This is a genomic window from Photobacterium sp. GJ3 (genome assembly GCF_018199995.1).
Lineage (GTDB): Bacteria > Pseudomonadota > Gammaproteobacteria > Enterobacterales > Vibrionaceae > Photobacterium.
Genome location: NZ_CP073579.1, coordinates 1,440,833 through 1,453,745, shown reverse-complemented (window position 1 = coordinate 1,453,745; position 12,913 = coordinate 1,440,833). Strand labels below are relative to the sequence as shown.

Sequence of the window (12,913 nt, the reverse complement as noted above, 5' to 3'; positions counted from 1 at the left end):
AGGATCATGACAATGAAAAAACTGGCAACCCTGATTTCTGCTGCATTGCTCACTTCGACCGTTTCTGTTTCTGCTCAGGCACAGGACACACTGGCGATTGTGGTCTCGACCCTGAACAACCCCTTCTTCGTGACCATGAAAGATGGCGCGGAAGCCAAGGCGAAGGAGCTGGGCTACGACTTGATTGTGCTGGACTCGCAAAATGACCCGAGTAAAGAGCTGTCGAATGTGGAAGATCTGAGTATCCGTGGTGTGAAGGCCATTTTGATCAACCCGACGGATTCTGATGCGGTGTCGAATGCGATTCGCATGGCGAACCGCTCAAAGATCCCTGTCCTGACCCTGGACCGGGGTGCCAGCCGGGGTGAGGTGGTGAGTCATATTGCTTCGGATAACGTGGCTGGCGGCGAAATGGCGGGTAAGTTCATTATGGAAAAAGTCGGTGAGCAGGCCAAAGTCATTCAGCTGGAAGGCATTGCCGGTACGTCTGCGGCCCGCGAGCGGGGTGAGGGTTTCATGAAAGCGGTGAAAGGCAGTCAGATGGATCTGCTGGCGAGCCAGCCTGCGGATTTCGACCGGACCAAAGGTCTGAACGTGATGGAAAATCTGCTGGCAGCGAACCCGGATGTGCAGGCTGTGTTTGCGCAGAACGATGAAATGGCACTGGGTGCGCTACGCGCCGTTCAGGCGTCTGGCAAGCAAGTCATGATTGTTGGATTTGACGGCACAGACGACGGCATTGCGGCGGTGAACCGCGGTAAGCTGGCGGCGACGATTGCACAGCAGCCGGATCAAATCGGTGCGCTGGGCGTGGAAACCGCGGTGAAAGTGCTGAAAGGTGAGCCGGTTGAGCAGTACATTCCGGTGCCGCTGAAAGTGGTTGCGAAGCAGTAAACCTCAGGAACATTCCCTCCCCTTGAAAAGGGGGGAGGGACAGATCGCATTTGCTGCGAGTGATGAATATTCCCTCCCCTTGGCAAGGGGAGGGTTAGGGTGGGGTTCGTGAAGCGCGCGCAGATTTGACAGGTGTGTTTTGTAACTCCCGGCCAGTCCCTCTCTTGAAAAAGGGGGGAGAGACAGTCCGAGTTTGTTGCAAGCACTGAGCATTCCCTCCCCTTGACAAGGGGAGGGCGAGGGTGGGGTTCGTGAAATGTGCATAGGTTTGGATTGTGTGCCCGATAACCCCTCCTAGCCTCCCCCTTGAAAAGGGGGAGGGATATACAGCATTTGCTGCGAGTGATGAATACTCCCTCCCCTTGGCAAGGGGAGGGCGAGGGTGGGGTTCGTGAAGCGCGCGCAGATTTGACAGGTGTGTTTTGTAACTCCCGGCCAGCCCCTCTCTTGAAAAAGGGGGAGGGACAGTCCGAGTTTGTTGCAAGTACTGAATATTCCCTCCCCTTGGCAAGGGGAGGGCGAGGGTGGGGTTCGAACAGCACGCACAGGTTTGGCCTGAGTGCACAGTAATTCCCGGCCAGCCCCTATCTTGAAAAGGGGGAAGGACAGTACAGCGTTTGTTGCAAGCACTGAATATTCCCTCCCCTTGGCAAGGGGAGGGTTAGGGTGGGGTTCGAACAGCGCGCGCAGATTTGGCAGGTGTGTTTTGTAACTCCCGGCCAGCCCCTCTCTTGAAAAAGGGGGAGGAACAGTACAGCGTTTGTTGCAAGTACTGAATATTCCCTCCCCTTGACAAGGGGAGGGTTAGGGTGGGGTTCGTGAAGCGTGCGCAGATTTGGCAGGTGTGCCTTGTAACCCCCCACCTAGCCTCCCCCTTGAAAAGGGGGAGGGACAGTCCGAGTTTGTTGCAAGCACTGAACATTCCCTCCCCTTGACAAGGGGAGTTGAACACAACGCTTTGCTTTTTGCGGAAACGGCAAATCCTTGTGTTTAAGTCGGAACAGAATTTCCAGGATAACGTGATGAATAAATTAGTGGTTTTAGGCAGTGTGAATGCGGACCATGTTCTGCGTGTGCCCGCATTTCCCCGCCCGGGCGAAACGTTGCAGGGACGTGATTATCAGGTCATTCCCGGTGGCAAAGGCGCCAATCAGGCGGTTGCGGCAGCACGGCTGAATGCGGATATCGGCTTGATTGCCTGTGTCGGCGATGATGCATTCGGCATTCATATCCGGGAAAGCTTCAAGCACGATGGTATCAATATCTCAGGCGTGAAAATGCAGCCCAACTGCCCGACCGGTATCGCCATGATTCAGGTGTCGGACAGCGGTGAAAATACAATTTGCCTCTCTGCGGAAGCGAATGATTATCTGACGGCTGAGCGGATCGAACCGGATCTGACGCGGATTCGTGAAGCCCGGTTTCTGCTGATGCAACTGGAAACACCGCTGGACGGGGTCGAAAAAGCGGCACAGGTCGCGAAAGCACACCAGACCAACGTGATTCTCAATCCGGCGCCGGCGCGTGCTTTGCCGGACAGCGTGTTGTCGTGCATCGATGTGATTACACCGAATGAAACTGAAGCTGAAGTGCTGACAGGGATTCCGGTCACAGACCATGCGTCTGCACAGCGTGCTGCAGATGAATTACACCGGAAAGGCATTGAAATCGTGCTGATCACCCTGGGTGCGAAAGGCGTCTGGCTGAGTCAGAATGGCCGGGGCCAGCTGATTCCCGGTTACACAGTGGATGCGGTGGATACCACAGCGGCCGGTGATACCTTTAACGGCGCGTTGGTGACTGGTTTACTGGAAGAAATGTCTTTAGAATCAGCCATTCGTTTTGCACACGCTGCTGCCGCGATTTCTGTGACGCGTTTTGGTGCGCAGACATCGATTCCAACGCATGCAGAGGTGGATGCTTTTCTGGCGGAGCGTTTTGCGGTCGTCGATTAAATACAGGAACATGACATGGCCACGATGAAAGATATTGCGAGACTGGCAGGGGTGTCGACTTCTACCGTGAGCCATGTGATCAACAAATCCCGCTTTGTCAGTGAGGAAATTGCAGCGCGGGTGAACCGGGCAGCGAAAGAGCTGAACTATGCCCCGTCCGCACTGGCCCGCAGCCTCAAGGTCAATCGGACTCAGACCATCGGGATGCTGGTGACCACCTCGACCAACCCATTTTTTGGTGAAGTGGTGAAAGGGGTTGAGCGCAGTTGCTATCAGAAAGGGTATAACCTGATCCTTTGCAACACCGAAGGGGATAACGAACGCATGAAAGCCTCGATTGATACCTTGCTGCAAAAGCGGGTCGACGGCTTGTTGCTGATGTGCTCAACGCTGGAAGGCGAGCGCATTGAAGTGTTCGATCGCTATCCCGATATTCCGGTGGTGGTGATGGATTGGGGGCCAATGTCTTTTGCCAGCGACAAGATTCAGGATAATTCCTATCAGGGCGGTTATCTGGCAGCGCAATATCTGATTCAGAGCGGACATCGTGAGATCGGCTGTATTACCGGCCCTTTGGTCAGACACCAGGCACAGATCCGTTATGAAGGCTATAAGCGGGCCATGAATGAAGCGGGTCTGCCCATTCAACCTGATTGGATTGTCGAATCGGATTTCGAATGTGACGGCGGATACCGGGCTTTTCAGCAGATCTGTGCCAGCGGTTCTTTACCCACGGCGCTCTTTGTCTGTAACGATATGATGGCGATGGGCGTGATCCACGCTGCATATGAACAAGGGATCCGAATTCCAGACGATCTCTCCATCATCGGCTACGATGATATCCATATCGCGAAATTTATGACCCCATCCCTGACGACCATTCACCAGCCGAAATATCGTTTGGGACAGGCAGCGGTTGAGACGCTGCTCAAACGAATCAATAAAGAAATCACAGACACTCAGGTGGTGCAACTTGAGCCAACGCTGGTCAAGCGTCAGAGTGTGAAAGAGATTTCGGAATAATCGGAAGCCCTCCCCTTTTCAAACGGTGTGTTCATTTGAGGAGGGAAGGCTTTATTTTTTATCAGACCGTTTCAGACCCGCTTTGTGCAAGCGCGTTCTTCTTTGCCAGATAATATTCGGAGAGTGAGATGATCTCATCCATGAAAACAGGAAAAAAGAGGGGCATTAACAACAGCATGACAAAAACATAGCTGCATTTGTGTCGGAAAGGCATGGCTTGTTTCTTGCCCTGATCAAATATCGTTAAACCGGTCAGAAAGAAAAACACAAGCGCGTACAGGGTTGCCAGTCCCCCGATGGCCAGATAAACCAAAAACAAAAGAAAAGATAAGCTTTCCATGAGCACTCCAGGCTTAAAATAGATTGATTGCAGCAACATCGCATACAGTTGGTGCAAAAGGATGAGAATCATCGGCTAAGTTGGATGATTTCACTGAAATTTTCTACCTGTGCTGTTATGTGCTGTGGTGCTTATCAAGTTTTTCAGTAAAAGATTCTATCTGGAATTGATTTTATGTGTTTGTATTCATATTATTCCGGCTTTTTGCTCTTTTTCCGTTATTGTTGATGAGTCTTGATTGGGAAAGCGGTAAAGGCGCGGGGATCATGATGTTTCTGGCAGCGGCCAGTATGTTGGCCCGGACGTTTTGAGCGCGATTCGCTGAAAAGAAAAGGGGGAGCTGGAGTCCCCCTCAGAGCGGGCCATCACCGAGTTATTGATGGGCCATTTTGTGTTTTGCGCGTTCGATGACACTGATGCTGATGGCCAGAAACAGGATATCTTTGATCAGAAAGAAATTCGGGATCAGTAATCCGTCAGACACTTTCCAGGCATCCGGAGTCGTCACCATGAAACTGAGTGTCACGACGAAGATAACGGATGCCGCAATCCCCGACCAATAAGCCACGAGCGGCACGCGAAAACCAATCAGCAGTCCGCCCGCGACAATTATTTCACTGAGTCCTATCAGGTTCGACACCGCCTGCAGTGAAAAAATGTCATACAGCCAGCCCATCAGGGGGTGGTTTGCCACCAGAGGCTCAATCGCTTTGGCTTCTGTCGGTGTGAATTTGTAGATCCCCAACCAGAGCAGGACCAGAATCACACCGGATGTTCCCAGAAGATAGCCATAATTTGTGTGATTGGATGTTGCGTTTGAAGTCATCTTTGATTCCTTGAAATTACAGTGCCTACATGACCCCGTCTTCGGCGGAGAAATTTCAGTGGTTCTGGCGGAAAGTTGTTCAGAAATATTTCCTGACGGTAAAAGCGATGCAGGCTTTGGTATTGATCAATCCCAGATAACGCATCCTGTTGCATTCACTTCTGCACTGATGCCGCTGACGCTGCGCGATGTTTGGCTGGAATCACCTGGCATTCAATGCACTGGGGGCAATCTCGCACACCTGCAGTACGTCGCTTTTTATGACAGCGTGTCTTACTCGGTGTCTGCCGGGCTCAGTGACCGCTTTTAGCACGGTGTCTGATTGTGTTCGTCGTTCAGGAGGGGAAGCGTCAGATTAAAAAAGCCACGGCACTCAGGCAAGTGACGTGGCTTTGTTGTGGCTGTACAGTTTATTTCCCCGGATAGACAGACCAGCTTCTGCCATCCAGCGACACATACGGCTTGCCGTTGATTTGGATCACTGTTGAGCCGTCATTTTGAGAGACGACAGGCGTTTCCGGCAGGTTTCTGATCAGCGTGGCCGGATCAAAGCTGTTGTGCTGATACGGATTCTGAGCCAGTACATTACTGATCAGCTGCGCCAGAGCCTGATGACTGGAAGGCGCGGTCACATGAACCGTGTCGCCGGTCCGGATTACATCTTTCCCAAACACTTTCAGGCCGACCGGAATATGAGTGATCGACTGAGACGGAATCTCGCGCATGCCGGAGATTTGCATCCGGTCACCTTTCATGCCTGCGCCATGTTCAGGAATCATCACGACAACAATGTTTCGTTCAGACTGCTTGAGTGTCTGAAAGAAAGCATACAGATCATCCAGCAAATTTTTCAGGCGCAGCTGGTAGCTGGCCATGCTGGTGGTGCGATCGCCACGAATCAGCCGATTGCCATCATGCAGTGAAATGGAGTTATACAGCGTGACAATTTGCTCATGACTGTCGGTGTTGCGCTGGGCGAGCCAGTCTTCAAGGACTTGTTTATCCCGATAAATCGACTTGCCATCGAACGCCTTCTGATACGGCGAAAAGCCATCCTGAGGCATGAGATCAGCGGTGACCTGTCCATCGGTTTGGATCAGTTTCAGGAAATTATCAAACACGCCATCGTGGTTCATCACCAGATTTTCTTCAAAACCCAGCTTTTTCAGATTGTCGAACAGATAGCATTGCTGTGAGGGCGCACCGGAGAACAATTGATTGTGTGTTTCCTGTCCGCAGCCTGCGCGCAGCAAACGGATCACGGCCGGGCCACTGTAAGAGGTTGCGGCATTGTACTGGTCAAACAGGATGTCGAATTCTTTGAACAGCGGGTGATCACTCAGCCCGGCGATAGCGATATCGTCCCAGGCCACTGAACAGATGCTCAGGAACAGGATGTCAAACGGGGCCCCTGCGGGTGTGTTTGGTTCAAACAACACCTGACGTTGGGCCTCGGACTGAAAGAAGTCCGACACATAAGTGTTCAGCGATGCATCATCTGTTTGTGTTGGCACGGTCAGCGAATCTGACGGTTTCTGTACCGTGACAGGCGGTTCAAGTCTGGTGACGGTTTCTGGTTGTGCCACAGCCTGAGGCGTTTTGGCGGCAGGCACGCAGAGCACCACTAATGTTGCGACCACAAAAACAGAGACTCGCAGAAAACGATTCAGCAGTACATAACCCAGACAGAGCGTCATCAGCGCCAGAAGGCTCTGAACCGTGATGAACCGGCCTATCAGTTCCAGCAGATAGCTGAATTCAAATTGCATCAGCTGACCCAACTGTGCCCATAAACGGGTCAGCGGCGGCAGGAAAGAGTCGTAATGCATCAGCCAGGCGGCCGCCGGAATGGCAACAACCTGACGCAGCACCCTGAGCCAGGATGAACCCAGTGGCAGTAACAGAAAGACCACCAGTGCCATATTTTCCAGCGGGTGGAATCCGAGAGTGCCCTGAATGTACAGGGCAATTTTGAGAATGAAATAAACATTCCACCATCCCAGTCCCGACAGGGCTTGGACTGGATGTCTGCTTTGCTGCTTTGTCATGTGCTGAATCTGTTCGTTAGTCTTGTTTAAAGTAATGCGCACGTCTGAAGCGGGCCTTATAAGTTCGTTGCACCCAGGCGGCCAGATTTCGGGCAAAATAGCCAAGGAGCAGCCCAATCAGCAGGCTGATGCCTGAAGTCAGCAGAAAATCTTCCAGGCTCATTTGCCACCCCGCAGTTGAATGGGTTTCTGAATGGCGAAAAATGAAGGTCGGGCAGGCTCAGGCTGCGCTGACTCACCGAATGCTTCTTTTTCAAAGACGGTCGCTGACACATTATCCAGCGGGACAGCCTGCGTGATCACGGTCTGGAGTTCGCGCTCTGCGTCGTACTGCGTCTGAAAGATCTGAATTTGCTGAAACAGATCCCGGACCGGAATATCAAAGATATGATTCAGGGCTGTCTGCACATCCGTCAGACGAATCGCACTGAACAAGACATAGAGTGCATTGTGGCAAGCGGTGACCACATCACCATCCCGCCGGATCCGACATAATTTGAGACATTCCTCTGCCTGCATTCCCGGCAGCAGATTGAGCCGAACCAGCGCAAATCCCAACTGTGCTGGGGCCGTATGCTGCATGGCGAGATGACTGTATTGACTGAATTGCTGATTGTCGAGATAACCGCGGTTTGCATACTGAAGGTTGAGCGACAGTAAAGCGTCCGGATCGGAGGGTAAGGTTCGGACTAAAATCTGATGCTGAATGGCTTCCACCTGACTCATCAACCGGCTGAACGGCAGGTTGGCCGGTACAATCAGGTTCACCCCCGCGGCCAGCAAAAAGGTTTCGTCGGTGTATCGCAGACATTGTCGGGTCTCCCGGATGATGATCTTCAGCGATGCGCCGGTTTGATGCCGTAATCGGAGGCAAGCGATGGCTAAGGGCTGAATGGACGTCGGTGAGCCGCATCCCAGGAGCAGGGTGGCGGATGCCGGAAAGTCTGTCTGAGTGAGCAGCACCTCATTTGAGATCTGGCGCATCACCTGATCCGGCGTGTGTTCACCGTCGAGTAATGCCTCGTCGCTGAGATAGATCGGGCTCGGCTCTGAATCGGGCTGCATGTCCGACAAATACGGGTGCAGCGGCGGCTCAGTCCTCAGCCAGTGTCCGTTTTCCGCCCGGTTTAACAGAAAAGTCTGACCAGACAGAACGCCTTGCCGATTTGCCCAAAAGGCCAACTGATACTGACACTGGTGCGCGTTGATTGCCGTCATCGAGACAAGCCCGCGTATGCAGTGATTCATGGCAAGCAAGGCGGGGCGGATTGAGGTTGCCTGCTCACCGTAAATCATTAGTTCAATGGTTGCAGTTCTGTCAATCGCATGCTTATTCAGCAGGTTGAGTAAACTGTGACGGTGATTTTGCATTAAATTGACAATCAGGGTATCGGGCATCAGGATAATCATGCGAGATTGCCTTGAAATCCGTATACGGCATATATCTTTGATGAGCTTTAATGCGCTTTGAGTTTTTCCTGACATGTCTTTGGACAGGAAATAAGCCTGCTTTCCACATTCCCGAACTGAATATTCCAGCGCACTCGTGACAGAAGGATTTAATCCACTGTAAAAGCTATCTTTATCGGTTACAAAAGTAAACGTTGTGTTGTTATTCTGTGTTTTATTTTGTGTCAGTAAATCGATTGCAATCTGTTTGTGTCCAAATAAATAAACATAAACGGATTGTAATTCTTTCATTTCCTGAAATGGCTGAACGCCCTGGAAGTCAGACATAAGAAATACCAATCATACATCGCTCGCATCCTGTACGGATGGCTGGCAATCGGGAAAACTGAAGACTTTTCGCGACAGACCCGAAATTATGTGTGTCAAAAATGTAGCCAGATAATATAGAATACGGTTAAAAAGTGAAGTGTTGCTCCCAATATTTTTCATATCATCGCCATTTTTCTGACAAGGTCAAACCTTGATGCATATGGGGGTTGGTTAATATGTGTTTTGATGCATTTAAATTAAATTGAAATTTTTTGGAGTGCATCCGGTCCACCGAGTTCACGTTTATTTGTACAGGAAAATAAAATTTTTTATTGAGTGAATTTTTGATGTTTTCAGTAACAAAAGTGAAATAAAGTATAACAAAAAAATGATGTTCAATTGTATTCGTTGATTTTAAAGACGTTAAATCAATATCTGAAAATTATATATTTTAATATTTTTGTTAAGAAGTGGTGATCATTCGTGGCTGTTCCTGCTAAAGATATTGAAGCGATTTACGCTTCCTATAAATTGCCTGGCAACGAGTATGTCGAAACAACAGAAAGAGAAGCTTATGTGCGAATTCAGCGTAAATGGCTGATCCTCAGAGAAAAATGGGAAACAGTCATCTCCGCGGACTCTGAACGGAGCATGAGCCATGATGCCGTCCGTGTAACGGAAGCTGGATCATGATGAAGCGGGTGGCACTGATCAGCCAGCGGGGGGCGCTGGTTCGAATACCGTGACGGCGAATCTGGCGCAGGCACTTCGGCTGATTCAGAAAAATGTGCTGGTGGTGGATGCCGATCCGGCAAATGTACTGCGCTTGCATCTCGGCATGCCACTGTCGGAAAAACAAGGCTGGGCACCGCTTGTCTGCACGGGTGAAAACTGGCAGTCGGCTGGGTTTGAAAGCCCTTCTGGTGTGGCATTTCTGCCGTTTGGCCAATTGCAACAGCCTCTGCAGCAGCAGATGAACACCTGCCGGATTCAGTCTCTGTCTGAACTGGCAGCATCGCTGTGCCGGATTGAATTCCCTGCGCATGCAGAACACTGGCAACTGTTTCATTTTGCACCGTCAGATTTGCACGAGTTGAGCTCTTTGGCGCAAACCCATCAGTTTGATCTGGTGCTGGTTGTGATGACGCCTGAGGCTTCAGCTTACAGTCTGCTTTCGCAAACGAGCGATGCACTGGCGGAGTCGGGCAGTTCCCAGCAACGCTGGCCACGCATCAGATACGTGCTGAACCAGTACCAGCCGGAAACCGAGATCAGCCGGGATTTTACCCTGGTTCTGAAAGAAGAACTGGGGACGCAGTTGTCCTCTGTTGTGTTACACCGGGATACCGCACTGCTCGACAGCGTGGCGAACCTGACCACAGTGCAGCAATTTTCGCCCAGCAGTCAGGCGGCGCGGGATTATCAGTCGCTGGCGCTCTGGTGTGTCTCACAACTTGCCGCAGAAGCCAGTGAACGATAAACCATGCCAAACTTTTTCAACTTCATTTTTCAGGCCTGGATTGTCGCGCAGTTCCGGACCCAACTGAAGGTCTATGAGCGCGAAGGGGGCCAGCCCGCTTCACGTTTGGGCCGCTGGGTGCTTGGCTTCTGGTTTACGATGGCTTTTGTGCTGTTCAAACCCGTTGTCGCTGGGATGCCTGCATGGCGTTTGCCGCTGGTCTATTATCCGCAGATCAACTTTGCGGCACCTGTCTGGCTGGATCCGGTTCGTTTTCTGATCCAAAGCCTGTGGCTGATCGGTGTGCGTCAGTCCGGATCTGCGCCCTCATATCGAGATGTGTCTGTCCCTTTTCTTTGGGTGACCGGGCAGATTCGCCGGGTGTTGTTGCTGCCAATGGCAGCACTGCGTCGTTTGGTGCTGTGGCTGGAACATCAGGCCAGTGAGACAGACACCCGGGAAATTCAGGCGATGCTCCGTGAAACGAAGACGGGCCGGGTGATCAACGGACTGCTGCTGGCGGCCGTGGTTTTGCTGGCGTTGATCTGTTTCACTGTGCCTTTTGGTCTGGAAGCGCAGACGGTTTTTGTCCTGCTGCTCTGGGCACTGGCGATGCTGTTCCGGCGGATGCCGGGTCATTTCCCGACGTTGCTCATGATTATTTTGTCGGTCACGGCTTCTTGCCGGTACTTATGGTGGCGCTATTCATCGACGTTGAACTGGGATGAGCCGGTCGCTTTAGGCCTTGGGCTGGTTTTACTGCTTGCTGAAACATACTCTTGGCTGGTTCTGATTCTGGGGTATTTCCAGAATATCTGGCCGCTGAATCGCCAGCCGGAGCCGCTGCCTTCTGACTCGTCTACATGGCCGACCATTGATGTCATGATCCCGACCTACAACGAAGACCTGGATGTTGTCCGGGCCACCGTGTACGCCGCACTGGGTGTGGACTGGCCGAAAGAGAAGCTGAATATCTATATTCTGGATGACGGAAAACGGGACAGTTTTCGTGACTTTGCCCGGGAAGTGGGTGTTCACTACATCCGCCGTCCGACCAATGAGCACGCAAAAGCGGGCAACATCAATTACGCACTCAAACAATCTCAGGGTGAGTATGTGGCCATTTTTGATTGCGACCACATTCCGGCCCGGGCATTTTTTCAGCTCACGATGGGCCTGTTTCTGAAAGATCCAAAACTGGCCTTGATTCAGACCCCGCACCATTTCTTTTCGCCGGATCCTTTTGAGCGGAATCTGTCGAATTTCCGCAATGTTCCGAATGAAGGCAATCTGTTCTACGGGTTGATTCAGGACGGTAACGACCTGTGGGATGCCACTTTTTTCTGCGGCTCCTGTGCCGTATTACGGCGTGAACCGCTGGAAGAAGTGGGGGGATTGCAGTTGAAACGGTCACCGAGGATGCACACACGTCGTTGCGGATGCATCGGCTGGGTTATCGATCGGCATATCTGAAACAACCGATTTCTGCCGGGCTGGCAACCGAAACCTTATCGGCGCATGTGGGCCAGCGAATTCGCTGGGCAAGGGGAATGGCACAGATATTCCGGGTGGATAATCCGCTGACCGGGAAAGGACTGAAGCTGTCGCAGCGACTGTGCTATGCCAATGCCATGCTGCATTTTCTATCGGGGATCCCGCGATTGATCTTTCTGACCGCCCCGCTGGCGTTTCTGCTGCTGCATGAATACATCATTTATGCACCTGCCATGGCGATCATTCTGTACGTTTTACCGCACATGATTCATGCCAGTATGACCAATTCCCGCATGCAGGGAGAGTACCGCTATTCTTTCTGGGGAGAGGTGTATGAAACGGTGCTCGCCTGGTATATCGCACGCCCGACCACGGTCGCGCTGTTTGCACCCCATAAAGGAACCTTTAATGTCACGGCGAAAGGCGGTCTGGTCGAGGCCTCGCATTATGACTGGGTGATTTCCCGGCCTTATCTGATGCTGGTCCTGCTGAACGTACTGGGGCTGGGTGTTGGTGTCTATCGTCTTGGATGGGGCCCGGCAGATGAGCTGACGACAGTGCTGGTGAACATTGTCTGGACGCTTTATAACCTGCTGATTCTCGGTGCGGCCGTGGCTGTGGCCGTGGAAGCCAAGCAGGTTCGCCGGGATCACCGGGTTGAGGTGTCGATGCCGGTGGCGGTTCGGCTTCATTCAGGACACCTGCTGCAGGCAGAACTGAAAGATTTTTCGCTGGGTGGACTGCGGATCCGGATGACAGAAACCGACGGGGAACGCCTGGAAGCGCTGGTGAGTCAGAAGCTCTCTGTGGTCATGAGCCGGGGCAGTCAGTCATATGTCTTCCCGGCGACGATTGCGTATATCCGCCATGGCGTGCTGGGGTTGCGGCTTGATCCGCTCAGCACACAACAGCGGATTGATTACGTGCAGTGCACCTTTGCCAGAGCAGACACCTGGGCGAAGTGGCAGCAGTCGTATCAGTCCGACAAGCCGTTATCCAGCATGCAGGCCGTGTTGCAGGTTGGTCTGGATGGTTACCGCCGTTTGATTCAGCATGGCCCGAAAGTGATGGCTGTGACGGTGAATCTGGTTATATCGCTGGGGGAGCGCCTGTGGTCGCTCAGACCCCGTTTTGTCCCCAACAGGGCTTAATTTC

The 12,913-nt window shown here is 52.1% G+C and carries 11 protein-coding genes and 1 pseudogene; 7 read left to right on the top strand and 5 right to left on the bottom strand.

The window, feature by feature from the left end:
- Nucleotides 1-12 precede the first annotated feature (12 nt).
- The 3 genes from rbsB (at nt 13) to KDD30_RS23310 (ending at nt 3,872) form a co-directional block, all read left to right on the top strand.
- Complete coding sequence (rbsB, locus tag KDD30_RS23320; RefSeq protein ID WP_211650942.1) at nt 13-894, top strand: ribose ABC transporter substrate-binding protein RbsB; 882 nt, start codon at nt 13-15, stop codon at nt 892-894.
- A gap of 1,022 nt (nt 895-1,916) precedes the next feature.
- Complete coding sequence (gene rbsK, locus KDD30_RS23315; RefSeq protein ID WP_211650941.1) at nt 1,917-2,849, top strand: ribokinase; 933 nt, start codon at nt 1,917-1,919, stop codon at nt 2,847-2,849.
- A 15-nt stretch (nt 2,850-2,864) separates the two neighbouring features.
- Nucleotides 2,865-3,872 carry a substrate-binding domain-containing protein gene (locus tag KDD30_RS23310; RefSeq protein ID WP_211650940.1) on the top strand — a complete coding sequence of 336 codons (1,008 nt, stop codon included), beginning with the start codon at nt 2,865-2,867 and terminating at the stop codon, nt 3,870-3,872.
- Between the two features lie 61 nt (nt 3,873-3,933).
- On the opposite strand, the gene KDD30_RS23305 is transcribed toward KDD30_RS23310, so the two are convergent.
- Both KDD30_RS23305 and KDD30_RS23300 read right to left on the bottom strand, forming a co-directional pair.
- On the bottom strand, nt 3,934-4,212 hold the full coding sequence (locus KDD30_RS23305; RefSeq protein WP_211650939.1) for a hypothetical protein: 279 nt from the start codon (nt 4,210-4,212) through the stop codon (nt 3,934-3,936).
- Nucleotides 4,213-4,585: 373 nt separating this feature from the next.
- Complete coding sequence (locus KDD30_RS23300) at nt 4,586-5,038, bottom strand: DUF417 family protein (protein WP_211650938.1); 453 nt, start codon at nt 5,036-5,038, stop codon at nt 4,586-4,588.
- Between the two features lie 58 nt (nt 5,039-5,096).
- Here KDD30_RS23300 and KDD30_RS23295 point away from each other — a divergent pair, with 58 nt between their 5' ends.
- Entirely contained in the window at nt 5,097-5,348 is a 252-nt protein-coding gene (locus KDD30_RS23295) for a hypothetical protein (RefSeq protein ID WP_211650937.1), read from the top strand.
- Nucleotides 5,349-5,448: 100 nt separating this feature from the next.
- On the opposite strand, the gene bcsG is transcribed toward KDD30_RS23295, so the two are convergent.
- The 3 genes from bcsG to bcsE are packed head-to-tail and all read right to left on the bottom strand — an operon-like array spanning nt 5,449 to nt 8,823.
- Complete coding sequence (gene bcsG, locus KDD30_RS23290) at nt 5,449-7,086, bottom strand: cellulose biosynthesis protein BcsG (RefSeq protein ID WP_211650936.1); 1,638 nt, start codon at nt 7,084-7,086, stop codon at nt 5,449-5,451.
- 16 nt (nt 7,087-7,102) lie between these two features.
- Complete coding sequence (locus KDD30_RS23285) at nt 7,103-7,249, bottom strand: hypothetical protein (protein ID WP_211650935.1); 147 nt, start codon at nt 7,247-7,249, stop codon at nt 7,103-7,105.
- Nucleotides 7,246-8,823: a cellulose biosynthesis protein BcsE gene (bcsE, locus tag KDD30_RS23280; RefSeq protein ID WP_211650934.1), complete on the bottom strand. Its 1,578-nt coding sequence runs from the start codon at nt 8,821-8,823 to the stop codon at nt 7,246-7,248. Before bcsE ends, KDD30_RS23285 begins: the two co-directional genes overlap by 4 nt.
- A gap of 465 nt (nt 8,824-9,288) precedes the next feature.
- Here bcsE and KDD30_RS23275 point away from each other — a divergent pair, with 465 nt between their 5' ends.
- The 3 genes and pseudogenes from KDD30_RS23275 (at nt 9,289) to bcsA (ending at nt 12,909) form a co-directional block, all read left to right on the top strand.
- Entirely contained in the window at nt 9,289-9,498 is a 210-nt protein-coding gene (locus tag KDD30_RS23275) for a hypothetical protein (RefSeq protein WP_211650933.1), read from the top strand.
- A gap of 49 nt (nt 9,499-9,547) precedes the next feature.
- A complete protein-coding gene (gene bcsQ, locus KDD30_RS23270; RefSeq protein ID WP_249199381.1) occupies nt 9,548-10,285 on the top strand; it encodes a cellulose biosynthesis protein BcsQ in 738 nt (245 codons plus the stop codon).
- A 3-nt stretch (nt 10,286-10,288) separates the two neighbouring features.
- Nucleotides 10,289-12,909: pseudogene (bcsA, locus tag KDD30_RS23265) on the top strand (UDP-forming cellulose synthase catalytic subunit).
- The last annotated feature ends 4 nt before the right edge of the window (nt 12,910-12,913 follow it).